Annotated in this window: 20 protein-coding genes and 5 pseudogenes; 16 read left to right on the top strand and 9 right to left on the bottom strand. The window is 69.6% G+C overall.

Going from position 1 to position 25,444, the window contains the following annotated elements; translation table 11 throughout:
• Positions 1–175 precede the first annotated feature (175 nt).
• From OG395_RS07540 to OG395_RS07530, 3 genes are all read left to right on the top strand, one after another.
• Entirely contained in the window at positions 176–1,720 is a 1,545-nt protein-coding gene (locus OG395_RS07540; protein WP_327242188.1) for an FMN-binding glutamate synthase family protein, read from the top strand.
• Between the two features lie 554 nt (positions 1,721–2,274).
• Positions 2,275–3,351 (top strand): tyrosine-protein phosphatase, encoded by a 1,077-nt coding sequence (locus OG395_RS07535; protein ID WP_327242187.1) that lies wholly within the window; start codon positions 2,275–2,277, stop codon positions 3,349–3,351.
• 53 nt (positions 3,352–3,404) lie between these two features.
• Positions 3,405–4,193: a hypothetical protein gene (locus tag OG395_RS07530; RefSeq protein WP_327242186.1), complete on the top strand. Its 789-nt coding sequence runs from the start codon at positions 3,405–3,407 to the stop codon at positions 4,191–4,193.
• Between the two features lie 75 nt (positions 4,194–4,268).
• On the opposite strand, the pseudogene OG395_RS07525 reads toward OG395_RS07530, so the two are convergent.
• A pseudogene (locus tag OG395_RS07525) lies at positions 4,269–4,537 on the bottom strand (hypothetical protein); the annotation flags it as partial.
• Between OG395_RS07525 and OG395_RS07520 the strand changes: the two are divergent.
• A pseudogene (locus OG395_RS07520) lies at positions 4,536–4,790 on the top strand (aminoglycoside phosphotransferase family protein); the annotation flags it as partial. The pseudogenes OG395_RS07525 and OG395_RS07520 sit on opposite strands and share 2 nt — an antisense overlap.
• Positions 4,791–4,920: 130 nt before the next feature.
• On the opposite strand, the gene OG395_RS07515 reads toward OG395_RS07520, so the two are convergent.
• Positions 4,921–5,445 carry a hypothetical protein gene (locus OG395_RS07515; protein ID WP_327242185.1) on the bottom strand — a complete coding sequence of 175 codons (525 nt, stop codon included), beginning with the start codon at positions 5,443–5,445 and terminating at the stop codon, positions 4,921–4,923.
• Positions 5,446–5,614: 169 nt separating this feature from the next.
• On the bottom strand, positions 5,615–5,860 hold the full coding sequence (locus OG395_RS07510; protein ID WP_327242184.1) for a hypothetical protein: 246 nt from the start codon (positions 5,858–5,860) through the stop codon (positions 5,615–5,617).
• A gap of 37 nt (positions 5,861–5,897) precedes the next feature.
• Between OG395_RS07510 and OG395_RS58165 the strand changes: the two are divergent.
• Positions 5,898–6,005, top strand: a pseudogene (locus OG395_RS58165) (transposase family protein); the annotation flags it as partial.
• Between the two features lie 33 nt (positions 6,006–6,038).
• On the opposite strand, the pseudogene OG395_RS07505 reads toward OG395_RS58165, so the two are convergent.
• Positions 6,039–6,507: pseudogene (locus tag OG395_RS07505) on the bottom strand (Lrp/AsnC family transcriptional regulator); the annotation flags it as partial.
• Between the two features lie 258 nt (positions 6,508–6,765).
• On the opposite strand from OG395_RS07505, the gene kynU reads away from it, so the two are divergent.
• Both kynU and OG395_RS07495 read left to right on the top strand, forming a co-directional pair.
• Complete coding sequence (gene kynU / locus OG395_RS07500; RefSeq protein WP_327242183.1) at positions 6,766–7,977, top strand: kynureninase; 1,212 nt, start codon at positions 6,766–6,768, stop codon at positions 7,975–7,977.
• Positions 7,974–9,401 (top strand): amino acid permease, encoded by a 1,428-nt coding sequence (locus OG395_RS07495; protein ID WP_327242182.1) that lies wholly within the window; start codon positions 7,974–7,976, stop codon positions 9,399–9,401. Before kynU ends, OG395_RS07495 begins: the two co-directional genes overlap by 4 nt.
• 36 nt (positions 9,402–9,437) lie before the next feature.
• Here the strand turns inward: OG395_RS07495 and OG395_RS07490 are convergent, their stop codons facing one another.
• The 5 genes from OG395_RS07490 to OG395_RS07470 form a co-directional block, all read right to left on the bottom strand.
• Positions 9,438–10,298 (bottom strand): PaaX family transcriptional regulator, encoded by an 861-nt coding sequence (locus OG395_RS07490; RefSeq protein ID WP_327242181.1) that lies wholly within the window; start codon positions 10,296–10,298, stop codon positions 9,438–9,440.
• 99 nt (positions 10,299–10,397) lie between these two features.
• Positions 10,398–11,021 carry a nitrilase-related carbon-nitrogen hydrolase gene (locus OG395_RS07485; RefSeq protein ID WP_327242180.1) on the bottom strand — a complete coding sequence of 208 codons (624 nt, stop codon included), beginning with the start codon at positions 11,019–11,021 and terminating at the stop codon, positions 10,398–10,400.
• A 173-nt stretch (positions 11,022–11,194) separates the two neighbouring features.
• Positions 11,195–11,566, bottom strand: coding sequence for a nitrilase-related carbon-nitrogen hydrolase (locus tag OG395_RS07480; RefSeq protein ID WP_327242179.1), 372 nt, complete (start codon positions 11,564–11,566; stop codon positions 11,195–11,197).
• Positions 11,567–11,568: 2 nt separating this feature from the next.
• Positions 11,569–13,920, bottom strand: a complete 2,352-nt coding sequence (locus OG395_RS07475; RefSeq protein WP_327242178.1) for an oxidoreductase — start codon at positions 13,918–13,920, stop codon at positions 11,569–11,571.
• Entirely contained in the window at positions 13,917–14,384 is a 468-nt protein-coding gene (locus OG395_RS07470) for an acyl-CoA thioesterase (protein WP_327242177.1), read from the bottom strand. The genes OG395_RS07475 and OG395_RS07470 overlap by 4 nt, the downstream gene beginning before the upstream one ends.
• 99 nt (positions 14,385–14,483) lie before the next feature.
• Between OG395_RS07470 and OG395_RS07465 the strand changes: the two genes are divergently transcribed.
• The 9 genes and pseudogenes from OG395_RS07465 to OG395_RS07425 all read left to right on the top strand — a co-directional run bounded on the left by OG395_RS07465 (position 14,484) and on the right by OG395_RS07425 (position 25,430).
• Entirely contained in the window at positions 14,484–15,596 is a 1,113-nt protein-coding gene (locus OG395_RS07465) for a cupin domain-containing protein (protein ID WP_327242176.1), read from the top strand.
• Positions 15,597–15,633: 37 nt separating this feature from the next.
• Positions 15,634–16,551 (top strand): fumarylacetoacetate hydrolase family protein, encoded by a 918-nt coding sequence (locus tag OG395_RS07460; RefSeq protein ID WP_327242175.1) that lies wholly within the window; start codon positions 15,634–15,636, stop codon positions 16,549–16,551.
• Complete coding sequence (locus OG395_RS07455; RefSeq protein WP_327242174.1) at positions 16,548–17,348, top strand: maleate cis-trans isomerase family protein; 801 nt, start codon at positions 16,548–16,550, stop codon at positions 17,346–17,348. Before OG395_RS07460 ends, OG395_RS07455 begins: the two co-directional genes overlap by 4 nt.
• Entirely contained in the window at positions 17,305–18,930 is a 1,626-nt protein-coding gene (locus OG395_RS07450) for an AMP-binding protein (RefSeq protein WP_327242173.1), read from the top strand. The genes OG395_RS07455 and OG395_RS07450 overlap by 44 nt, the downstream gene beginning before the upstream one ends.
• A gap of 108 nt (positions 18,931–19,038) precedes the next feature.
• Positions 19,039–20,126 (top strand): annotated as a pseudogene (locus tag OG395_RS07445) (integrase core domain-containing protein).
• Between the two features lie 44 nt (positions 20,127–20,170).
• Positions 20,171–21,706: a PucR family transcriptional regulator gene (locus OG395_RS07440; RefSeq protein WP_327242172.1), complete on the top strand. Its 1,536-nt coding sequence runs from the start codon at positions 20,171–20,173 to the stop codon at positions 21,704–21,706.
• A gap of 206 nt (positions 21,707–21,912) precedes the next feature.
• Entirely contained in the window at positions 21,913–23,541 is a 1,629-nt protein-coding gene (locus OG395_RS07435) for a GMC family oxidoreductase (RefSeq protein WP_327242171.1), read from the top strand.
• 23 nt (positions 23,542–23,564) lie between these two features.
• On the top strand, positions 23,565–23,957 hold the full coding sequence (locus OG395_RS07430; protein ID WP_327242170.1) for a hypothetical protein: 393 nt from the start codon (positions 23,565–23,567) through the stop codon (positions 23,955–23,957).
• Positions 23,958–23,987: 30 nt separating this feature from the next.
• Positions 23,988–25,430, top strand: coding sequence for an aminobutyraldehyde dehydrogenase (locus tag OG395_RS07425; protein ID WP_327242169.1), 1,443 nt, complete (start codon positions 23,988–23,990; stop codon positions 25,428–25,430).
• Positions 25,431–25,444: the final 14 nt, after the last annotated feature.

Below are 25,444 nucleotides of genomic sequence, written 5' to 3'. Positions count from 1 at the left end.
CGGAGCCGGACTCACGCACCCTGCCCCGTCCGCCCATCCACGAGACCTCTAACATCATGTGGCGTTTCGTCGTCGGACGCCGATGCCTACCTGGCCGTGTCCGACGCCCAACGCCCACGACGTCCGCCGCACAGCGATGGAGTCGGGTATCGAGCAGCCGAGGAGAGGAACGTTCATGCGCGCTCGGAGCATCGGCGCGGCCGCCGCAACAGCATTGGCGCTGGTGGCTGCCCGCGACCTCGTCCAGAAGAAGCACGCACTGCTCCGGAACTTCCCGGTGATCGGGCACGCCCGGTACCTGTTGGAGGCGATCGGGCCGGAGCTGCGGCAGTACGTCGTGACGTCCAACGAGGAAGAGCGCCCGTTCAGCCGTGACCAGCGCACCTGGATCTATGCGTCGGCGAAGGAGGAGAACAACTACTTCGGGTTCGGAACCGACGTAGACGTTGAGCACGTGCAAGGGCACGCGTACGTGAAGCAGCGGACGTTCGCCGGCACGCTGCCCGATCTGCACGACCCGCAGGGCCCGCTGCCTTCGGCCAAGATGCTGGGCGGCCCGCGCGGGCGCGCCAAGGCGTTCCGGCCGGCGAGCGTCGTGAACATCTCGGCGATGAGCTTCGGATCGCTGTCCGGCGCGGCCATCACGGCGCTCAACAAGGGCGCGGCGCTGGCCGGCGCGATGCAGAACACGGGTGAGGGCGGCCTCTCGCCGTACCACCGCAACGGCGGTGACCTCGTCCTCCAGATCGGGACGTCGTACTTCGGTTGCCGCAACGAGGACGGCACCTTCAACCTCGACAAGCTCAAGGACGTGGTCGCAGGCGCCCCGGTCAAGGCGATAGAGATCAAGCTGTCCCAGGGCGCCAAGCCGGGGCTCGGTGGGCTGCTGCCGGGCGCGAAGGTCACCCCCGAGATTGCCAAGATCCGCGGCATTCCGGCCGGCAAGGACTGCGCCTCCCCCTCTCGGCACACCGCGTTCCACGACGTCGACTCGATGCTCGACTTCGTGGAGCTGCTCGCTACCGAGACCGGTCTGCCGGTCGGGATCAAGAGCGCTGTGGGGGAGATGAGCTTCTGGCAGGAGCTGGCCACGCTGATGGCGCGTGGTGATCGCGGGGTCGACTTCGTGACGATCGACGGCGGCGAGGGCGGCACCGGGGCGGCTCCCCTGATCTTCACCGACTCGGTGTCGCTGCCGTTCCGGATGGGCTTCTCCCGCGTCTACAGCACGTTCGCCGAGCGGGGTCTGACCGACGACCTCACTTTCATCGGCTCCGGCAAGCTCGGCCTGCCCGAGAACGCCGCCGTCGCCTTCGCCCTGGGTGTCGACATGATCAACGTCGCCCGCGAGGCAATGCTGTCCATCGGCTGCATCCAGGCGCAGAAATGCCACACCGACAAGTGCCCCACCGGCATCGCCACCCAGGACCCGTGGCTGGTGCGCGGCGTCGACGCGCCCTCGAAGGCCACCCGGGCCGCTGTCTACCTGCGCACCCTGCGTAAGGAGCTGCTGAAGGTCTCGGCGGCCGTCGGCGTCGCCCACCCGGCACTCATCACCACCACCGACATCGAGATCATGAACGGCGACTACGACGCCCGCACCCTGGCGAGCGTCTACGGCTACAAGGACGGCTGGGGCGAACTCGGCCCGCACCTCGCCCAGGAGATCACCGCACTGCTCACCGCCAAACCGACCCCTCTCCAGAAGCCTGTCGGCTGACGAGTTGCCAGTGCCTGATCTGCGAGGTCGGGCGGTGCGGGGCGGTCGGCCGGGCCGACTACGACCCACGGCCTGTTGACCCGGGCAGGTGGGACTGGCACGGCGACTTCCCGGCCCCTCCGGGGCGCGGGTCCTGGGAGCACGCCCGACCAGCACCACCTGCTGCACGACGAGATGGCGGCCGCCCAAACGCCGACTCCACGCTGAGCCCCGCCGCATTCCCGGGGACAGTCCCGCCAAGGCGGCAAGCCGGTCGACGCTGCCGAAGGCTCCCCATGTCGCCGCCCGTGGCAGCGATGAAGGTGGCACCGGGCATGGCGCCCATGCCGGGCGGACGGCGGATCACGGTCACCTGTGGGTTTCGTGAAAACGGGGCCTCGATGAGCGCGTCGAGCTACGCGATCTCGTCTTCGAGGGGCATCAGCCCTTGGCGAGGTGGGCCACCCTGCGGTGGCGTCCAGGCTCACCCGCGCCTTCGAGTTGCCATTTGGCCATCACAGCACCGCCTGGCCGCATTAACCAGGGGTTTCTTTCAAGCACGAACCATCCGGCACATGAAGGTCCCATTTACCGTCGCCGCAGTGCTCACCTCAGCGCTCGCATTCACCTCCCTGGCCGCCACCGCTCCCGCGGCCTCCGCGGACTCCGCCCCCGCCTCGACATCCGCCGCGCAGCACATCCCGTTCACGGACGCCACGGTCACGGCCGACGACGACGGCTCGTACAGGATCGTCTGGAAGGCACCCGGTGCGCACGAGGTCGCCATCCACGCGAACGGCCGCGTGGTCGCCCGCGGCGGGGCAGAGGGCGAGGCCACGGTGCGCGGGCTGCCCGCGGCCGACCGGCAGTGGTTCAACCTGGTGCCGGACCGCGGTGCGCCGCTACGCCTCGCCGACCGGCTGATCAAGCTGGAGGGGACCGTCAACTTCCGGGACGCGGGCGGCTACCGCACCCGCGACGGCCAGTGGGTCAAGATGGGCGAGATCTACCGGTCCGACGCTCTGGACAAACTCACCGACGCCGACCTCGCGAAGCTGCACCGCCTGGGCATCGGTACCGACTACGACCTCCGCATGAAGTCCGAGCGCGCCTCCGCGCCTGACCGCGTGCCCGCCGGAGCCACCTACGTCGTTGCCGATGTGCTCGCCGGCTCGGCCACCTTCACCACCATGCCGACTTCCGAGGATGCGGCGGTGCGGATGATGGTGGACAGCGAGAAGTTCATGGTGAGCGGCGACAGCGCGCGGGCTGCGTACGGCCAGGTCTTCGCCGGGATCGCGAACGACGACGCGCGCGCCGTGGTCTTCCACTGCACGGCGGGCAAGGACCGCACCGGCTGGTCGAGCGCCGCCCTGCTGACGGCGCTCGGCGTGCCGCGCGGAACGGTGATGGCGGACTACCTGGCCAGCAACGACTATCGCGCCGCGGCCAATCAGGCCGCTCTCGACCACCTGACCTCGGAGCAGGCCAAGATCTACAAGCCGCTCCTCGACGTCCGCCCCGAATATCTCAACTCCGGCTTCGACGAGGTCCAGGAGAAGTACGGCTCCTTCAACTCCTACCTGAAACAGGGACTGGGTATCGACGCGGGCGACCTGCGCGAGCTGAAGCAGGACCTGCTGGTCGGCTGACGCCCGCTGTTTCAGGCTCTGACACACGCAATTTGAGAAAGGCCGAACCACCCATGCAACGACGTAACTTCGCCGCCGCTCTGACAGCCGCCATCGCCGCACCCGCGCTGGTCGGCGCCACCCCCAGCCAGGCCCAGGAGCGCACCGCCGCCTCCGGCGATGACACCGCGCTGCTGCACAGCATGCTCGCATCCCTGTCCAAGGAGCTCGACGACAAGGACACGGCCCGCGCCGTCGTCCCGCACCTCTACGACGTCGGCTTCGACTGGCACCCTGAGACGACTCCCTTGGCGGACATCGACTTCATCGTGGCGTACGGCTTCGGGAACCGGGCGCCGGCCGGGGGCGGCGACCCGACGAAGGTGCTCTACGAGCCGGGCCCGGTCAATGAGGAGCTGGCCGACACCGTGGCGAGGATCCGGGCGGTGCGCAACATCCCGGTGTACGCGCAGTGGGAGATCGCGCGGTTCCTGGAGGCCAAGTACCACATGACACATGTGACGTCGATCGAGCCGGTGATCGCGGCGGACGGCACGATCACTTATCTGAGCACCGACGGAGTCGCCGCCCAGGTCCTGGCAGCCCGCAAGCAGCTGCCCGGCGGCATCGGCACCGCAGGTGTGGTCGGCTTCCGCGATCACATCAAGCGCTGCGTACAGACCACGCGGGACCGGGGCATGAAGGCGTACGCTCCGCGCGGCTTCGACATGCCGCACACGTACGACGCCGAGTCCGGTCAGGCCTGGACGCGGCGGCGGGATCTCTACCTGGTCCACGACATGTTCGCCCAGTGGGGGGTGCTGCGGCAGAAGCTGATCGCTCAGGCCTACCCCAACGGCTGACGCCGGGGTCGCCCCTGGCCGCATCCGGGACGATCAGGGGCGGACGTCTTCCCGCTCGGGATCGTTTTCGGCGTCCTGCCCGGTTTGTTCTTCGAGGCCGCCCCCTTTGACCTGGTCTTCTCCTCCTCGGCGGCGGCCTTCTCCAGCGCGGCGACGACGTCCCGGTCCAGATGCATCCCGGCGGCGTCGTGGTGAGCCCGCGCGGTGGTGGAGTCGACGCTGACCAGGGACAGGTCCACCTCGCCCCGCTTCGCGGCCTCCGCGATCAGCCCCTCCAGCAGGGCCTCGAAGACGCCGGCGTCACGCCACTGCCGGAAGGGGTTGTGGACGGTCGACCAGGCACCGGCTCCTGGACTGGTCGCGGTTGATCCGACCGCCGCGCATTGCGAGTATCCATCACTCCTCATGACACATCTGGCGGGCCAGATGGTCCTCGACGATGAGGGATTGGAGACGCGCGTCCCTCTGTTGGCCCGTCAACTCGCGGCGATGCACGCGTTGCGACCCGCCGAGCGGCCCCGGGAGTATGTGGCGTTGACGACCGCCGACACCGTCGTGACTTCGAAGGGCGCCGACGCGGCGGCATGGGCCGTGTCGACGGTCACGGAATTCCCCACTTGGAGTGGGTTGAGCGTCACGTAATTTCCCACCCCTGCGTTCGCGATTCCCCATGGGGACGGCGATCGAGGGTAGTGCTGCTGACGAGTGTGGGCTCGGGGGAGGGTTCCTAGCGCCCAGGTCCGTCCACGTTCCACTCCTGCGGCAGGATCCCGTTGCAGAAGACACAGACGAAGTCGGCCTCACGCACGATGTTGATCTGTTGGCAGGATGGGCACCGCCGGAAGATCACCTCGTGCGTGAAGCCGGACGGCCGGGCGACGCCGACGCGATCCAGCGCCTCAGCAACGGCCGGCCACGAGCTGATGTCCGGGCAGTAGCCGGTCGACTGATTGCTGATCTCATCGACAGCCCACCGACCGGGCTCTGCGCGGAAGCTGATCTCGCCAGCGCTCAGGACTTCATCTCCGCCGGCACATACCACGTGCTCACTACGGCGGGAGGCGAGCCGCAGGACCCCGGCGGCATCGACAACGAAGGTGAAGGGCTCTGCGAACTCCTCCGCGGGCCGGCTCGATGCCCACTCGTCGAAGTCCGCCGGCGAGCGCATGCTCTGGCCCTCGCCGCCCGTTCGGATGAGGGTCCTCAGGTCGTCAGGCCCCACGTAGCGATAGCTCCACCCCCGCACACCCATAAGGGCAAACCTAGCCCCATCCGCCGCGAGGACCTGGGGAATTACGAATTACGGGCTTTGTCGCTGATCTTGTGACGACTGCATCCGCGGGCTTCGGGAGCTGACCGCCGCCCGAGGGTGGCTGCATCCGCCACCTTGATCACCGAACCCACACGCCCAGCCTCGCCTTTCACCGCCAGGCGGGATTGCGGCTCGGTAGCCATGGCCCGAACAGAGACTCGTACTCCTCGCCGGTCTTGACGGTGAGCACGAAATCAGGCGCGGTAGCGGAAACCGCAGCATGCAGGCGAGCCAGCAAGACCGGGACGGACCCGAGCTTCAGGTCCAGCGCCGCCGCCAGGCGCACTCGATCAGCGCCGATTTCCGGTTCATCCCGGAGCTCGTCGCGGCCAAGGTGAGCTGCGGTCGCCCGCATAACCTCCAGATCAGCCGATCCGGAGAATTCAGTGCCGTGCCCGGGCTGTGGGGCGCCGTCCGGGCGTGTGCAGGGCTACCACCTGCGGACGGTGGCGGATGTGTCGGTGGACGGGCGGTGGGTGGTGATTCGCGTGCGGGTCCGGCTGTGCCGCGGGGGTCTGGCGGCCCGCTCGGGTGCGGGCCGTGCGGCCGATCTCCTCGACGAGGGGCAGCGGCCGATGCGGGACCCGTTCGCGCAGGGCCACCTCGGTGCGGGTGCCGACCACGCCCGGGAGCCGGATCACCTGCTGGATCACATCTTCCAGATGGGCGTTGTCCCGTGCGGCTACGCGGGTCAGCAGATCCCCGCCGCCGGTGATCGAGAAGGCCTCGATGATCTCCGGCACGGCCGCGAGCGCTTCGCTGACCTCGTCGAGATGTCCCTGCGTCACCTCGATGTGGACGAAGGCGAGCACCGGGTGACTCAGTGCGGCGGGGAGAGGGAGGGCCCGTTCCGGTGATCACGCCATCCCGTTCCATCCGGTCGAGCCGGGCCTGGAGCGTGCCACGAGCGACACCGAGGATCCGCGCGTACTCGCGCACGCCGGTGCCGGGCTGCTCCAGCAGCAGCCGCAGGATGCGGGTGTCGAGCTCGTCGACGGCAATGGTCCGGTGGCCTCCTCCGGGACAGGGGGTGATCACTGGGGACTGTGCGGGTCACGCGGCCCGGCTCTCACTCGGACTCTTGCGTTTTCGTGACGACCGTCGAATAATCGACGCATTCTCTGGCGTGATGGTGTCGTCCTCTGTCGGCTACCGCGTCCGGCACGCCATGCGCCGCCCCCTCCCGAAAGGCCCCCCCCGATGGCTGTTCCCGACACCGCTGTGTCCTCACCGAGTGCCCTGGCGCGAAAGGCTCGCGCCTTGGACGAGGCGGACCCGCTGCGGTCCTTTCGTGACCGCTTCATCGCTCCCGAGGGCTCCGACCTGGTCGCCTACCTGGACGGAAACTCGCTCGGCCGCCCCGCCCGCGCCACCGCCGAGCGGATGCAGCGCTTCATCATCGAGCAGTGGGCCGGGCGCCTGATCCGTGGCTGGACGGATGGCTGGCTCGACTGGCCGCAGACCGTCGGCGACCGTCTGGCCGCCGCAGCGCTGGGTGTCGCGCCCGGCCAGACGGTCGTCGCGGATTCGACGACCGTCATGCTCTACAAGTTGGCGCGGGCAGCGCTGATGGCCCGCCCTGGCCGCCGCGAGATCGTCCTGGACACCGACAACTTCCCGACCGACCGCTATGTCCTCGAAGGCATAGCCGCGGAGCTCGGCCTCGTCCTGCGGTGGATCAAGACGGATCCGAAGGGCGGAATCACCGAGGAGCAGGCCTCGGAGGCGGTCGGAGCGGACACCGCCCTCGTGGTCTTCAGCCATGTGGCCTACCGGTCCGGGTATCTGGCCGACGCCGCCGCGATCACCCGGACCGCACACGCCGCGGGCGCCCTGGCCCTGTGGGACCTCAGCCACTCCGTGGGCTCCGTCCCGCTCCAGCTGGACGCGTGGGGCGTCGATTTCGCCGTCGGCTGCACATACAAGTACCTGGGCGGCGGTCCGGGCGCACCCGCGTTCGGGTATGTCAGCCGCCGGCACCACGGAAGCACGCAGCAGCCCGTGTGGGGCTGGATGGGGCGCAAGGACGCGTTCGAGATGGGTCCGGGGTTCGAACCGGCGGAGGGGATCCGATCGGTGCTCAGCGGCACCCCGCCCATCCTCGCCATGCTGCCGCTGCTGACCGGTCTGGAGATGCTGGAGGAGGCCGGCATCGAGGCCATCCGCGCCAAGTCCGTGCGACTGACCGAGTATGCCCTGGAGCTCGCTGACGCCTGGCTCGTCGGCCAGGGCGTCACGGTGTCCTCGCCCCGGGATGCGGACCTGCGGGGCGGCCACATCACCCTGAGCCGGCCCGACTTCCGTGAACTGACCGGGCAGTTGTGGAAGCAGGGGGTGGTGCCCGACTTCCGGGCGCCCGACGGTATCCGGATCGGGCTGGCGCCACTGAGCACGTCCTTCGCCGAGGTGCATCGGGGCATGGCCGTCCTGGCGGAACTGGCCGGAGCCACGGGCATCGGAGACGCCGAATGACCGCCCCGGCCGATGTGTCCGCCGAGGGCGAGCGCGAACTGTCACGGTCGCTGACCCACCGGCACATCACGATGATCGGACTCGGCTCGGCCCTGGGCACCGGCCTGTTCCTGGGATCCGGCTCCGCCATCGCCACGGCGGGCCCGGCCGTGATCCTCTCGTACGCCGCCGGAGCGGCCCTCGTCGGGATCATCGGCCTGGTCCTCGGGGAGATGACGATCGCCCACCCCGTCCGGGGCGCCTTCGGTTCCATCGCCCAACGCTATCTCGGGCCGTGGGCGGGCTTCCTGACCCGCTGGCTGTACTGGGAGGGGGCCGTCGTCGCGGTCGGTGGTGAAGTCGTGGCCGCCGCCGTCTACATACGCTTCTGGTGGCCGGGCGTGCCGCTGCTCGCGGCGGTGCTCGCCGTCGCGGCCGTCGTCCTGGGTGTGAACCTCATCAGCGTGAGGTCGTTCGGTGTCGCGGAGTTCTGGTTCTCCACGATCAAGGTCACCGCACTCATCGTGTTCATCGCGTCGGGTGCCCTGCTGGTCTTCTTCGGCATGCCGCACACCCCGGCCGTGGGTCTCGGGAACCTGACGCGGGACGGGGGCTTCTTCCCCGCGGGCGGCAGCGCTGTGTGGGTCGCCATGGCCGTGGTCATGTTCGCCTTCGCGGGATTCGAGACCACGTTCATCTCGGCGGCGGAGACCTCGGACCCCGGCCGGTCCATCCGGACGGCCATGCGCTCGCTGGTCTGGCGGCTCGGACTCTTCTACGTGGTGGCGATCTCCCTGGTGGTCACGCTGCTGCCGTGGCGCGAGTCCGCCGGGGGCGACGGCAGTGTCCAGGCCAGTCCCTTCGTCCGGGTGTTCGCCGACATGGGGATACCCGCGGCCGCCTCGCTCACCAACGCGGTGGTCCTGATCGCGGCGATCTCAGCCGCCAATGCCAATCTCTACGGCGCCAGTCGCCTGCTGCACTCCCTGGGGCACGACCGGCTTGCCCCAGCCGCGCTGGGCCGGCTCAACCGGCGGGGTGTCCCGGTCTTCGCCCTCATCGGATCGGCCTGCGGGATCGCCGTGGCCGCCGGGCTGGCCGCCTACGGCGTCAGCAACGTCCTGAACGTGCTCGTGTCGATCGCGATCTTCGCGATCCTCCTCGTCTGGCTGCTGATCCTCGCCTCGTATCTCGCCTTCACGCGCGGACGCGGGCGCGCGTCGGCGGACGGGCGCGGAGGCCGGGTGCCCGGCGGCCGTCGCACCGCCTGGGCCGGCATCGCCGGGGTGCTGGCGGTCATGGCAACGGCGGCTGTCGTCCCGGCGATGCGTCAGGCTGCGGTCATCGGCCTGGGCTTCACGCTGGTGCTCTTGGCCGTCTACGCCGTGGTGATCCGGCGGCGCACCGCACCGGCAGTCGTCGAGGAAGAACCTGTCACCGTGTGACCTTCGCGGTCCCGCCGACTGTCCGGGACGGGGCGGTCAGCGGGACCGCACCCGTTCCACATGGCGGCGGGCCGGTCCGGCCAGCCGGGCGTGCAACTCGTCGAATACTTCCGACGCTTCGGTGCCGCTCCACTTGGCGGGCAGCAGTTCCCGGGCCACGCCGGGATCGAGGTAGACCAGCCGGCGCCAGTCGGTGAGCACCCTGATGTGGGCCGTGAAGGCCTCGGCGTCCGTCGCCGGGCCGCCCTGGGCCAGGAGTTCGGCCACCGGGCGGTGGACGGCGAGGAACTGGAGGTAGAGGTCCTGCAGCCGCTCGGTGTCCCACCAGCGGCGCACCTTCGCGGGCAGGTCCGGGGTCACGGCGAGGTAGTCGGCCCGGAAGAGGTCCGCGTAGGACCGCAGTTCCAGCCGAGCGAGCACGTCCTCCGCCTCGTCGTGGACATGGCCGGGTGCGATCCACACGCCGGGGGAGGCGGCGCCGAAGCCGAGGCGGGTGAGCTGGGTGCGCAGGGTGTGCCGCTTGGCCCGCTCGGACTCCGGCACCGAGAACACCACCAGCACCCAGCCCTCGTCCAAGGTGGCCCGCCGGGCCGAGAAGATGCGCTGATCGCCGTCACGCAGCATGCGCCGCGCCTGGTCGGAGAGCCGGTATCCGGCGGCTCCGGCCATCGCTTCGGACTCGAGCATCCCCGCGCGCTTGAGACGTGACACGGAGGAGCGCACGGCGGACTCGTCGACACCGAGGTCGGCCAGCAGGTGGACCAGGGAGGCCACCGACATCCAGCCGTCCGTGGCGCGTGAGTACAGTCCGTAGATCGTTACGATCAACTGCCGGGGTGGAATCTGCCCCGCCGGTCCCCAGTCCCCATCGGACTCATGTCCGCTCGTTGTCGCCATGACGTCATCCTAGGACACCGTCACACTGCTGGGACTTCCGTCACGAGAGCGGCATGGGCGGGCGGCGCACCCGTGGTGAGCCGTCCGCCCATGGAGCGATCAGGACTGGGCCGCACCGTCGCCCGGCGCCGATGTCCGGGACGTCCAGGGGCCGGTGAGAGGAGCGTCGCCGGACGGTTCCTCGGTGCGTACGAGAGGCTGCTGGGGCGTGGTGTCGTGGTGCAGCCGGAAGACGTCGAAGCGGTTGTAGTGGCCGACGATGTCGTGCATCTGCTTGGGTTGGATGCAGCGGGCCAGGTCGATCTCGGCGTACACGATGCCTTCCTCGTCCACGAGCGGTTCGGTGACCGGACGGCCGTCGGGGCCGAAGACGCCGGACAGGGCGCTGCGGGGGCGTCGCATTGCCTTGGCGATCTCCGGGTCGTCGCCGGCCGCGACCTCGACCGTCTCCTCGGTGATCGTCGAGCAGGCCACGATCGAGAAGAGCTTGCCCTCGAAGGAGTGGGCCGCGGTGCGGATGGCGATGGCCTCGGACATGTCGTAGTCGGCGGGTGCGACCGGCAGCGAGATGTAGTTGGAGACATGGATGAGTTCGCCCTGGGCGAGGAGCGAGAAGCGGGCGAGGGTGTTGGTGTTCTCGCCGCAGGCCAGCACGCCGAGTGGGCCGAGGGGCGTGTGGTGCACCCGCACCGAACTCCCGTCGGAGCCCTGAACCGGGTTCATGGTCCAGTTTCAGTGGGGGCTCACAACTGCTGAGCAAGCACATCGTTTTGGCGAACATGGACACGATTGGGTGAACGGTGTGACGAGCTGCGGGTACGCCCGGCGGGGTGTGCGTAACGTATTCGGTGCGATCTGGGACGCCGGGTGTGACGTCAGCAGTCGGGGCCCCCGTGTCACCAGCGAGATGGTTCGGGGCCTCCCCGTCGCCTCTGGCCACACCCATATGGCCAGGTCGTAGGAATTCCGCCCGCCCGGGACGGACCGCATACGGGATATGCGTCGCCGACCGGGACGCGAAAGCGGAGGACCAGTGCGCCCAAGACCGTTCGGGGCGTACCGGTGAGCCAGGACTCGCTCCTGCTCACTGCCCAGGAACGGTAGCCGGGGACGAAGACCTCGGGGAAGGCGATGAGCCGGGCGCCGTGGCCGGCGGCCTCGTGGATGAGGGCGACGGCCTTGTCGACGGTCGCGGCGGCATCGAGGTAGATGGGGGCCGTCTGGACGGCCGCCGCGGTGAAGCGGGGGAAGTCCTCCAGGTGTCGCATGCTCAGGCGATCCTTTCCTGACGAGCCGGGCGCCAGCGGTGGTGGATGTCGGGCATGGCGGCCGGGCGCAGGGTCAGCGCCGGACGTTGCCTGCTGCCGTCCGGGAGCGGGGTGCTGCCCGCGCGCAGGACCCGGGGCCAGTAGGCGGCCGGGCCCCGGTGGCCGAGTGCGGCGGCCGCGTGCAGCGTCCACGCCGGGTCGTGGAGCTGGGCGCGGCCGAGCGCCACCAGGTCCGAACGGCCCGCGAGAATAGTGGAGTTGGCGTCGTCGTACGTGGAGTAGCCGCCGACCGCGATCACCGGCACCCCGGCCTGGGCGCGGAGGCGGGCCGCGAACGGCGTCTGGTACGTACGCCCGTACGCGGGACGCTCCCAGGGCACGACCTCGCCGCTGGAGACGTCGATCGCGTCCGCGCCCCGGGCATGCAGGGCGGCCGCGATGGTGACCGAGTCTTCGATCGTCGTGCCGCCCTCGGCCCAGTCGACGGCGGAGATCCGCACGATCAACGGCTTGTGGGCCGGCCATGCGGAGCGCACCCGGTTCAGGACCCCCAGCGGGAAGCGGAGCCTTCCCGTCAGGTCGCCTCCGTAGGCATCCGTGCGGCGGTTGGTGAGCGGGGACAGGAAGGAGGAGAGCAGGAAGCCGTGGCCCGCCTGGAGTTCCAGCACGTCGAAGCCCGAAGCGTCGGCGCGCCGGGCCGCGTCCGCGAACTCCTCTGCGATCAAGTCGAGTTCGTCCTCTTCCAGCGCGTGCGGCGCGGGGTGGTCGCCCCAGGCCAGCGCCGAGGGCGCGACGGTGCGCCAGCCGCCCTCGGACAGGGAAGCACCCAGTGAGCCGCGCGTGGGGACGCTCGTCGCGCCCTTGCGCCCGCTGTGGCTGAGCTGGACACCGACGGCGGCGCCGCTGTGCGCGTGCACCAGGTCGGTGATCCGCCGCCAGCCGGGTATCTGTGCGTCGTCCCACAGCCCCGGGCAGCGCGGGGTCACTCGGCCCGCGGGGCTGATCGCCGTCATTCCGGCGAACACCAGGCCTGCCCCGCCGAAGGCCGCGCCGCCCAGGTGCACCAGCTCGGCGTCGCCGACCACGCCCTCACCGGTCGCCGTGTAGGTGGCGACGGGCGCGGCCACGACGCGATTAGGCAGCTCCAGCGAGCCCAGCCGATACGGCTGGAACAGCGGGGGCGCCGCCCGCTCCCCGCCGAACCAGCGCTCCACCCCTGCGGCGTACTGCGGATCGCGGGCCCGCAGATTGTCGTGGGAGACCCGGCGGCTGCGGGTGAGTAGAATGAACGTGAACTGCTCCGGCTCCTGGCCGACCGCGTGCCGGATCGTCTCGAACCACTCCAGGCTGGCCTGTGCCGCGCGCTGCGTGGACTCGACGACGGGCCTGCGCCCGCGCTCGTACCGGTCGAGGGCCGCCGCCAGGTCGCCGGGCTCGTCCTCCAGGCTCGCGGCGAGCGCGAGCGCGTCCTCCATGGCCAGCTTGGTGCCGGAGCCGATGGAGAAGTGCGCGGTGTGCGCGGAGTCGCCGAGCAGCACGATGTTGCCGTGCCGCCAGGTGCGATTGCGCACCGTCGTGAACTGCAGCCACTTGGAGTTGTTGGTCAGCAGCCGGTAACCGTCGAGGTGGTCTGCCAGCAGTTCGGCGCAGCCCGCGACGCTCGCGTGGTCGCTCTCGCCGGGGCCGTACCGACGTGCTGCCGACCGGTCGAAGCCGGCCTTGCGCCAGGTGTCCTCCGGCATCTCGACGATGAAGGTGGACCGGTCGGTGCCGAATGGGTAGGCGTGCACCTGGAGCGGGCCGTGCTCGGTCTCGGCGACGATGAAGGTGAACGCCTCCAGCGCCCGGTCGGTGGCGAGCCACATGTAGCGGCAACCGCGCACGTCCAGCGAGGGCTGGAACACGTCGGCGTGCTTGGCACGGATCGCGGAGTTGACCCCGTCGGCGGCGATCACCAGGTCGTATGCGCGCGACAGCTCGTCGGCGGGCGGGGCCTGGGTACGAAAGCGCAGGTCGACGCCGAGTTCGGTGCAGCGCCGTTGCAGGATCTGCAGCAGCCGCTTGCGGGCGATGGCGGCGAAGCCGTGCCCCCCGGAGGTCTGCACGCTGCCCCGGTAGTGGATGTCGATGTCGCTCCAGCGCGCGAATTCGGCCTCCACCCCGGCGAAGACGGCCGGGTCGGCGCCCGCGATGCCGTCGAGTGTCTCGTCGGAGAAGACGACGCCGAAGCCGAAGGTGTCATCCGGGGCGTTGCGCTCCCAGACGGTGATCTCGCGGGTCGGGTCGAGCTGCTGGGCGAGGGCGGCGAAGTACAGACCGGCAGGGCCCCCGCCGGTGATCGCGATGCGCGTCATGCGATCGCCCCCGAGGCAGTCGCGGGTGCGCCCTGCCGCGTGTCCCGTTCGCCCTCCAGCGCGTCCCGCACGTCCTGCGGCCAGGGTGTGGCCGCGGGCGAGTCGGGCTCGGCATGGGCGACGACCAGCGTGCCGTCGGCGGCGACGCCCTCACGGCCGCGCACCTCGAAGGCATAGGTGAGGGAGGTGCGCCCGAGTCCGACCATGCGCAGCCGGGTGGTCACGGTCTCCCCGAACCACAGCCGGGCGCGGTAGTTGACCTCGTGGCGCACCCGCGGGGTGCGCCCGAACAGCCGGTCCAGGCCGTGACGGCGCAGCAGCTCGGCCTCCGCGGCCTCCACCCAGCGCAGCACCGCGGAGTGGTGCTGATGGCCCGAGGCGTCGGTGTCGTACCACTCGACCCTGCGCTCCACGGCCGTCTCGGAAGCCGTACGGGGTGTGGATCCTGGATCCGGTGTGTCCATCGCTCTTCCTCCAGCCTCTTGACACCCCGGAAGCTATAGCGTGATCCTGACGACCGTCAATATAACGGGATGACGGCGAGGCGAGGAGGCCGAGCGGACATGACGTACAGCGACGACGTGCCGGGCCGGGCGCGAGTCAGCGACACTGCGGACCTGAGCGCGTACTACGAGCGGCTCGCCGAGCACGAAGCCGGAGCGCTGTGGACCGTCGCCAACGAGATCGAGCCGTGGTACCCGCAGCCCAAGTCGGTCCCCGTGCACTGGTCGTACGAGCGCCTGCGCCCGCTGGTGCTGGAGTCGCTCGACCTGGTCAAGGCCGATGACGCAGGTCGCCGAGTCGTGATGCTGGTCAATCCCGGCCGCAAGGACGTCTCCGCCGCCGTCGGCATGCTCTACACCGGACTGCAGATCATGGGACCCGGCGAGTCCATGACAGCGCACCGCCACCAGGCCGCGGCGCTGCGCTTCGTCGTCGAGGGGCAGGGCGCCTGGACGATCGTCGACGGACAGAAGCTCAAGGTCGGCCCGCGCGACTTCGCCATCACCCCGAACTGGGCCTGGCACGAGCACGGCAACGAAGGCGACGATGCCCCCGTCATCTGGCAGGACGGCCTGGACATCCCACTGGTCAACGCGCACGACGCGGGCTTCTACGAGGTACACCCGGACCTGTACCAGGAGCAGGGGAAGATCGTGAACTCCTCGCTGCTCACCTACGGCGCCGGCGAGCTGCGCCCGTACGGCTTCGAGGACGGCTGGACCAAGCCCTACTCCCCGCTGTTCGCCTACCCCTGGGACCAGGCGTACCCGGCGCTGCTGAACGCCGCCAAGGCGAGCGACGGCTCCCCGTACGACGGGATCATCCTCGAATACAGCAACCCGCTCACCGGCGGTTCCGTGATGCCCACCATGGGCGCCCACCTCCAGCTGCTGCGCCCCTCGGAGGCCACCAAGGCGCACCGGCACACCGGCTCGGTCGTCTACAACGTCGCCAAGGGCCAGGGCCACTCGATCATCGCCGGGCAGCGCTTCGACTGGCAGGAGGGCGACATCTTCTGCGTCCCGTCCTGGGCCTGGCACGAACACGCCAACACCAGCAGCACCGACGACACCGTCCTCTTCTCCTTCAACGACTTCCCGGTCATGCGCTCCCTCGCCTTCTGGCGCGAGGAGGCGTACACCGCCAACGACGGCCACCAGCCGACCGCCTGAACCACCCCGGAACCCCGCACACCTCCAAGGAGTCCACATGCTGCTGGTCAGCTACACCCGTGACGGCGACGAGGCGCGCCGGCTGGGCGTACAGCGCGACGACACCGTCATCGACATCGCCACGCTCACCGCCGAGTACGGCGCCGTCGTCCCCGGGCTCGGGGCAGCTCCCGCGACCGTGCTGGACCTCGTCCACGCGGCTCCCGAAGCCGTCGCCGCCCTGACCGAGCTGCTGACCCGACCCGTGCCCGAAGCGGCGCGGCATCCGCTGGCCGAGGTCACGCTGAAGGCGCCCCTGCGTCCCGGCAAGATCGTCGGAGTCGGCCTCAACTACACCGAGCACGTCGCCGAGTCGGCCCGCACGCTCGACACCGACAAGGAACTGCCGCAGCGGCCCGTGCTGTTCAGCAAGCCCGCCACTGCCGTCACCGGGCCCGGCGAGCCCATCTGGCACGACGGCGACCTGACCACCCAGCTCGACTGGGAGTGTGAGCTCGCCGTCGTCATCGGCAGGACCGCGAAGAGGGTGCGGCCCGAGGACGCGCTCGACCATGTCTTCGGCTACAGCATCGTCAACGACATCAGCGCCCGCGACCAGCGCCGCTCCGAGCAGTGGTTCTACTCCAAGGGCCAGGACTCCTACGCCCCCTTCGGCCCGGCCGTCCGCACCGCCGACGACGTACCGGACCCGCACGCCCTCGACCTGTCCCTCCGCGTCAACGGCGAGGTGAAGCAGAAGGGCAACACCCGCCACATGCTCTTCCGTATCCCCGAGCTGATCGCCGACATCAGCGCCGGCATGACCCTCGAGCCGGGCGACGTCATCGCCACCGGCTCCCCGGCCGGAGTGGGCGCGAGCTTCACCCCGCAGCAGTTCCTCACCCCCGGCGATATGGTTGAGGCAACAGTCGAGTCGATCGGCACCCTGCGCAACCCGGTGGTGGACGCACGATGAGCGAACGCCCCAAGACCATCCGCATCGGCCAGATCGTGCCGAGCTCCAACGTCACCATGGAGACCGAGATCCCGGCCCTCTTCCGCGCCCGGGAGACCGTCGCCCCCGAGCGGTTCACCTTCCACTCCAGCAGAATGCGGATGAAGCAGGTGCGCAAGGAGGAACTGGCGGCCATGGACGCCGACTCCACCCGCTGCGCCGCCGAGCTGTCGGACGCCCGTGTCGACGTGCTCGGCTACGCCTGCCTCGTCGCGATCATGAGCATGGGGCACGGCTACCACCGCACGTCCGAGCGGAACCTGACCGCGGTGACCCGGGAGAACGGCGCTCCCGTGCCGGTCGTCACCAGCGCGGGCGCACTGGTCGGTGCGCTGCACACGATGGGCGCCCGCTCGATCACCCTCGTCGCCCCCTATCTGCGGCCGCTCACCGAGACCGTCGTCGACTACATCCGCAACGAGGGCATCGAGGTCGGCGACTGGACGGCACTGGAGATCCCCGACAACCTCCAGGTCGCCGCGCACGACCCGCGCGACCTGGTGCCCATCGTCCGCCCGGCGCGGGCCGGCTGCTGTCCGGCGCCTACGCCGACGCCCCCTTTCCAGCTGTCTGATTCACCACCCCACGCCGCATGTACGACACGGGCCCTCGCTGCTCCGACCGTACGACACCGGGCCGTCGCCCACCCGCACGGCGGCGGCTCGTCCCTCAACCCGCGCTCCGGACACCGCCAGTCAGAAGGGGGCGCTGCCCATGCAGCTCTCGCCGTCCGCGCACCACGACACGTACTGCCGTGACCACCTGCCGCCCGCCGACCAGTGGCCGGAATTCCACTTCGACCTGCCCGAACTGCGCTACCCCGAGCGCCTGAACTGCGCCGAGGTCCTCCTCGCCGAAACCATCCGCCGCTTCGGCCCCGACCGCCCCTGCCTGCGCACGCCCACCGAGAGCTGGACGTACGGCGATCTGCGGCGCCACACGGACCGGATCGCCCAGGTGCTCACCGAGGACCTCGGTCTGGTGCCGGGCAACCGCGTCCTGCTGCGTGGCCCCAACACCCCCTGGGTGGTGGCATGCTGGCTCACGGTCGTCAAGGCGGGCGGGGTGGTCGTGACCACCGTTCCGCTGCTGCGCGCCGGCGAACTCACACCGCTCATCGAGCTGACCCGCCCCAGCCTCGCCCTGTGCGATCACCGTTACGCGGACGACCTGCGCACGGCGGCGGGCGACGGTCTGCCCGTCCTGTGCTTCGGCGCCGACGGCGATCCGGACGACCTCACCACCCGCGCCGCCACCAAGAGCGGCGGGTTCACCGCCGTCGACACCGCCGCCGACGACGTCGTCCTGCTCGGCCCCACCTCCGGCACCACGGGCCGGCCCAAGGCCACCATGCACTTCCACCGCGACGTCCTCGCCAGCGCCGACACCTTCTCGCTGCACGTCCTGCGGCCCACACCGGACGACGTGTTCACGGGCACCCCGCCGCTCGGCTTCACCTTCGGGCTCGGCGGACTGGTGGTCTTCCCGCTGCGTGCCGGTGCCTCGACGCTGCTGCTGGAGCGGGCCACACCCGGCGAACTCGCCGACGCGGTCGCCGAGCACGGTGCCACCGTCCTGTTCACCGCCCCCACCGCGTACAAGGCGATCCTCGCCGCGGGCCGCGAGGACGCCCTGAAGGGCATACGACGTTGTGTGTCGGCCGGAGAGCACCTTCCGGTCACGGTGTGGGAGGAGTTCGAGCGGGCCACCGGCGTCCGCATCATCGACGGCATCGGCGGCACCGAGATGCTGCACATCTTCATCTCTGCCGCTGACGAGGGCATCCGGCCCGGCGCCACCGGCCGCGTGGTCCCGGGCTTCCGCGCCGCGATCATGGACCTCGACGGCAACCCGCTCCCGAACGGCGTACCGGGCCGACTCGCCGTCCAGGGACCCACCGGCTGCCGCTACCTCGCCGACGACGACCGGCAGCGGGTCTTCGTCCAGCACGGCTGGAACATCACAGGCGACACCTACCTACGCGACGCCGACGGCTACTTCTGGTTCCAGGCCCGCAACGACGACATGATCATCTCCTCCGGGTACAACATCGCGGCGCCCGAGGTCGAGCAGGCGCTGCTCGCCCACCCCGATGTGGCCGAGACCGCGGTCGTCGGAGTCCCGCACGCCGAGCGGGGCGCGATCGTCAAGGCGTTCGTCGTCCTGCGCGAAGGGGTGCCGAGCGACGACGCGAAGGCGACCGAACTCCAGACCTTCGTCAAGGACACGATCGCGCCTTACAAATACCCGCGAGCCGTCACCTTCCTGCCCGAGCTCCCGAAGACCCTCAACGGCAAGATCCAGCGGTACCGGCTGCGCAGCGGTCGGCAGGCCCCCTGACATCGAGTCCGCGATGTCCGTGCGGGGATTGTGTGCCGTTCAGAAATGCGTCGCTGCAGGTCGTAGGGGGTCTGGTGGCGCTCAGGGTCGCGTGGGACGATGCCGCGGGTGATTGTCTCGCTGGTCTATCGGGTGATGAGGAAGCTGTTGTCGGTCCCGGTGTTGCTGCTGTGTCGGCGGGTGGCCAAGGGCGCCGGACTTCTTGTCCTGCGGCACGAGAGCGCGGTGCTGTGCAGGCAACGTGCGGGTCCGGTGGGCTACGGGCCGGCGGACCGGCTGTGGTTCGCGGCGTTGTCCTCGCTGATACCCCGGCGTCGTTGGGCGCAGGTGTCCCCGGTGGCTTTGGGCACCGTGCCGGCGTGGCATCGAAGGCTCGTGGCGCGCCGGTGGGACTGCAGCAAGCGCCGGAGCAGGCCCGGTCGGCAACCGACCACGAAGGCGATCAAAGAGCTGGTGCTGCGGCTGGCCGCAGAGAATCCGCGTGGGGGGGGTGTCGCAGGATCCGAGGCGAGCTCGAGCGGCTCGGGCATCGGGTCGGAGCCTCCACGGTCTGGGAGATCTTGACTGGTGCCGGAGCAGGCCCTGCTCCCCGTAGAGGTGGGCCGACGTGGCGAGAGTTCCTGACGGCGCAGGCCGACGACGTCATCGCCTGCGACTTCCTGCACATCGACCTGGTCGGTCTTCGCCGGGTCTACGCGCTGGTCTTCCTCGAGCACGGCACGGCCCGCCTGCACATCGCTGGTGTGATCGCGCATCCGACCGCGCAGTGGACGGTCCAGCAAGTCCGCAGCCTCGCCGTCGGCCTGGGCCTGCGCGTGGAGTCGCTGCGCTTCTTGGTCCGCGACCGGGACCGCGAGTACACCGAGTCCTTCGACGCGGTCTTCGCGTCCGAGGGCATCGAGACCCTGAGGACGGCGCCGCGGGCCCCACGGATGAACGCGCACTGCGAAAGGGGCATCGGGACACTCCGGCGCGAGGCCCTCGATCACCTGCTGATCCTGAACGAAGCCCAGGCTCGACGTGTGCTCGACGTCTACGCCTTCCACTGCAACGGCCATCGCCCCCACCAGGCCGGGGGACAACTTCCTCCCCTTGCCGAGGAGCACCCGGCGCCCTCGACCGACTTGACCGCGCACCGACTCCTCCGCACCCGAGTACTGGGCGGCGTCATCATTGAGTACAGATACGCGGCTTGACCAGCAGCGATGAGTTTCCGAACGGCACAGGGTAGGAGCAGCGCATGTCGATCACTGTCGAGGATCTCCTCGAGTTGCCGCACCTGCGCCTGCATCTTTATTGCGGAAGCGAAGGTAAGGACCGGGCGGTTTCGTGGACGCACGTGTCCGATCTGCCGGATCCGTGGCGGTGGCTGACCGGCGGCGACCTGCTGCTGACCAACGGGATGTCGTTTCCGTCGGAGCCGGGCCAGCAGGCCGCACTGATCGAGAAGTTGGACGACGCGGGTGCCAGCGGGCTGGCGATCGGTGAGAAAATGTACTGCCCGCCTCTCACCGATGAGTTCGTCGCGGCGAGTGAGCGCCTGCGTTTCAGCGTGCTGATGGTCGACTACCCGATGCCGTTCGTGGCGATATCCCAGGCGGTTGCCGCCGCGAACCTGCTCGAGCAGTCGGATCGCCTGGTTCGTACGGAGCGCATCTACCGCACCGTCCAGCGGATGGTCGCAAGCGATGACGGCGCGTCGGTGCTGTGCGGGCCTCTCGCGCAGGTGTTGGGGTGCGACGTGCACGTCTGTCACCGCGAGTCGGGCGACCCCTGGTATCCCCAGGACCAGCGCCTCGATCCGGTTCTCGCGGCGGCTCTCGACAAGATCGCCAGTGGAACAGCCGATCTGCGCGCGGGCGCGTTGGTCCTACCGCTCGATGACGGGCGGGAGATGCGTCTCGTGGACATCCCGACCCAGCGTGCGGCGGTGCTGGTGCTCGTGTCCCAGAGGCGCAGCGTCATTGATGCGATCCTCATGCAGCATGCCGTGACCGTCGTCGCCCTGGAGCTTTCCCAGTCGTTGGTGGCGATCGAGCATCGCCGCCGTCTCGGTGCCGAGTTGCTCGCGCAGTTGATGGAAGGCCGCATCGATCCGCGAGTTGGTCGTCGGCAGCTGACGAGCTTCGGTATGGACGTCGCGGAGGCCCGCCTCCTTGCGATCAGTTCCACCGAGGTTGGCAAACTACGCGACTCTCACATCGCTTTGTGGCGCAACGCCGTTCCTCATGCCGCTGCACACCACTCGGGGGTGCTGTACCTCATAGCCGTCGACGTCGGGGACGTCAGCGAAGTAATGCGGGCCGAGCTCGGGCCGCAGGCTCTGATCGGGGCCAGTGGAGTCATCCGAAGCGTCGAGCGGATGCCGGAGGCTCTGCGCGAGGCGAACTGGGCGTTGCGTGCTGCTGACGGGATGCCGGGGCGCACGTTCAGCTACGGGGATGCCACTCCGTTCATCGGTGTCGGGAGTATCGATGACGCGGCCGCCCTGGTGACGCGAGCTCTCGGGCCGCTGATCGAGTACGAACGGGTTCACGACACTCCGCTGCTGGCGACACTCGATGCCTATCTTGCGAATCAGCGGTCGTGGCAGAAGACGGCCGATGTGCTGCGGGTACACCGCCAGACGGTGCTGTACCGAATCCGCAAGGTCGAAGAGATCACCGGACTGAGCATCAACGAGAGCCGCCACATCGCCGAGCTGTGGCTCGCGATGCAGGCGCGGGCGCTGCTGCTGCCCGGCGACGGCGCGGCCGCTGGACCCGGCTCAGACTGACAACTCCATCGTCAGCGGCGGCTTCGGGCCCCGGTCGACCGCCTTGTGCACGTGCACAAAGCGTGCGGCAACGAATGTGGCAGCTTCGATGGCGCGCGCTCGGGCACGGCGGGGGCAGTCTTGGGCCACCCCACGGCGCGGACGTCTGATCCGAGCCGGTCGGATTCCGAAGTGGCGGATGTCATCGCCGGTCAGGAGTGTGTCGAGTGATCGTGCAAGCAGCGGCCGACGACGTGGATGTGCTCATCGTCGGCGCGGGAGCATCCGGTGGTGTCGCCGCGCTCGAGCTGGCCGGTCGGGGATTCCGGGTCGTCTGCCTCGAGCAGGGTGAGTGGGCGCTGCCGGACGATTTCACCGGCGGCAAACCGTCGTGGGAGCTGTCCCGGCTCAAGCAATGGCACCCCAACCCGAACGTACGCGGCCGCGAGACGGACTACCCCGTCAACACAGCGGAGAGCCCGCTCGATGCACTCATGTTCAACGGTGTCGGAGGCAGCACGATCATGTTCTCCGGGCACTGGGTGAGAGCGTTGCCCTCGGACTTCCGAGTGCGCACCCTCGACGGCGTCGCCGATGACTGGCCGTTCACCTATGAAGACCTTCGGCCGTTCTACGACGAGGTGACGCGCCACATCGGCGCCTCGGGACTCGAAGGGGACCCGGCATACCCCGATGCGCACGCCTTTCCCCTGCCGCCGATGCCGATCGGAAAGTACGGCCTCGCCGCGGCCAGGGGGATGGACAAGCTCGGCTGGCACTGGTGGCCGGCGCCGAATGCGATCGCGTCCCGCAAGTTCCGCAACCGGCCCGCCTGCCTGAGGTACGGCGCCTGCGAGTCGGGTTGCCCGACCGGTGCCAAGGCGAGCACCGACTTCACCCATTGGCGAGATGCGATCGCCGCGGGCGCGGTGCTGGTCACCGGAGCTCGGGTACGGCAGCTCACGGTGAACAGGCAGGGTTTGGTGACGGGCGCCGAGTACATCGACCGTGAGGGGGTGGTGCGGCATCAAGCCGCCGGCGTCACCGTCCTCGCCGCCAACGGCGTCGGTACTCCGCGCCTGCTTCTCAACTCGGCGTCCTCGCGATTCCCCGGCGGACTCGCGAATTCGTCCGGCCTGGTGGGTAAGCGGCTCATGGTCCACCCGTACGCGTCGGTCTACGGCGCCTACGAGGACGACCTCGAGACTCACCTCGGGCCGACCGGCCAGGCCCTGCAGTCACTCCAGTTCTACGAGACCGACACGAGCCGAGGTTTCGTCCGCGGCGCGAAGTGGAACCTGATGCCGACGGGCGGCCCGCTCACCCACACGCTGTGGGAACCGGGCCAGGACTGGCGCGAAGGCTTCGGCTCGGCCTTCCACGCGCGGCTACGGAGCACCTTCGGACGCTACACCGAGTGGGGGATCACCACCGAAGACCTGCCCGAAGAGCACAACGAGGTGGCCCTCGACCCCGAGCTGACCGACTCGGACGGCATCCCGGCCCCGAAGATCCGCTACCGGATCAGCGAGAACACCCAGCGGATGCTCGACTTCCACGTCGCCCGGGCGATCGAGGCGCACGAAGCGGCAGGCGCGATCTCGATCAACCCGATCCCCGTGGTTCGCGAGAGCGGGTGGCACCTGCTCGGCACCGCGCGGATGGGCGCCGATCCGGCATCGTCGGTCGTCGACGAGTACGGCCGGTCCCACGACATCCCGAACCTGTTCATCATCGACGGCAGCACCTTCGTCACATCGACCGGAGTCAATCCGACGGCCACGATCATGGCCGTCGCGCTGCGAGCGATGCGCCACCTCGTCGACGACCGGCACAACCAGATCACTGCCTCCTGATCGCTGCCTCCCGAGGAGTCCGCATGCTCGATTCCGACCAGGGCGACACCTTCGCGGTGATCGTCGACGTACTCATCCCCGCCTCGGACCCGATGCCCTCCGCGACCGGAGCCGGCGTGCCCGGCGCGCTCATCGACCAGGTGCTCGGATACCGACCAGACCTCGTCGAAGCGTTCGGCCTCGCACTCACCGCCTGTGCCGGCAAGGACCCGGAAGCGGCGCTCGACGAGCTCGCGACCGAGCACCCAGATCAGTTCGAGGCGCTCACTCTGCTCACCGCAGGCGCCTACTTCCAGAGCCCGTTGGTGAAGAAGGCACTCGCCTACGAGCCGGCCCCTCGGGCCGTCCAGGACGACGTCGACACCTACGTCGACATGCTGGAGGCCGTCGTCGAGCGCGGCTTCCAGAACCGCTGACCAAGACCTTCGCTGACGAGGACACCGACCATGACACAACCGCGAGAACTCGCGCACTTCATCGACGGCGACCCGTGGGAGGGAACCGGCGAGCCCACCCAAGAGGTGGTCAACCCCGCGACCGGCGAGGTCATCGCCTACGCACGGCGCGGCACGGCGGCGGACGTCGACCGTGCTGTCGCCGCCGCCAAAGCGGCCTCGAATGCGTGGGGTCGCAAGACACCCAAGGAACGCGCCGACGTACTGCTCGCGGCAGCAGCCATGATCGAGGCGCACGCTCAAGAGCTGGCCGACATCGAGTCCCGGAACGCCGGCAAGCCCAAGGAACTCGCGGCCTCCGACGTCGCCGGGACCATCGACACCTTCCAGTTCATGGCCGGCGCTGCTCGCGCCCAACTCGGCGTGAGTGCGGGGGAGTACGTCGAGGGCCGAACGTCGATGATCGTCCGCGAGCCCGTCGGCGTGGTCGGTGCGATCACGCCATGGAACTACCCGCTGCTGATGGCGGCCTGGAAACTGGGACCGATTCTCGCGGCCGGCAACACGTGTGTGCTCAAGCCCTCGGAACAGACGCCGCTGAGCACCCTGCGACTGGCCGAGTTGCTCACCGACGTGCTTCCGGCCGGCGTACTGAACATCGTCACCGGTGACGGAGCCGTCGTCGGCCAGGCGCTGGCGACTCACCCCCACATCGCGCTGGTGTCGGTCACCGGCAGCGTGCGCAGTGGCCGGGCCGTTGCTCGCGCTGCTGCCGACTCGCTCAAGCGGGTGCACCTCGAACTCGGAGGCAAGGCGCCCGTACTGGTCTTCGCCGATGCCGACCTCGACGCCGTTGCCGACGGTGTCATTCTCGCGGGATTCGGCAACTCCGGTCAGGACTGCGGCGCGGCCTGTCGGGTGCTCGTCGAGGCATCCGTCCACGACGACCTGATCGCCCGCCTGGTCACGCGAGTCGAGGCAATGGTCGTGGGCGACCCCGCTGACGGTGACAAGGTCGAGATGGGTCCGCTGGTCTCGAAGGATCACCGCGACCGCGTGCTCGCGGCGCTCGACCGGGCGTACGCCGAGGGTGCGCGCGCAGCGGCCGGTGGCGGCGCGCCTGACCGTGACGGCTACTTCGTCCTGCCGACCGTGCTCGTGGACGTTCCGGAGGGGGCCGAGTGCACCCGGGAGGAGATCTTCGGCCCGGTGGTCACGGTCGAGCCATTCACCGACGAGGACACCGCGGTCGCGGCCGCGAACGGCACGCCGTACGGGCTGTCGGCCTCGGTCTGGACCGAGAGCGCGCGGCGCGCAGCAGACCTGCCGACCCGCCTGGACTTCGGCACGGTCTGGGTCAACGACCACCTCGCGTTCGCAACGGAGATGCCGTGGGGCGGCTTCAAGACCTCCGGGTACGGCCGTGACCTGTCCTCGTACGCGCTCGACGACTACTCGCGGACCAAGCACGTCATGGTGAACCGGTCCCGCTAGGGCCCAGAGCTGAG

It is taken from the genome of Streptomyces sp. NBC_01320, from assembly GCF_035974375.1.
Taxonomy (GTDB): Bacteria; Actinomycetota; Actinomycetes; order Streptomycetales; family Streptomycetaceae; genus Streptomyces; species Streptomyces yanii.
Note: the sequence above shows the minus strand (reverse complement) of the source record. Positions and strands in the feature narration are given on the sequence as shown.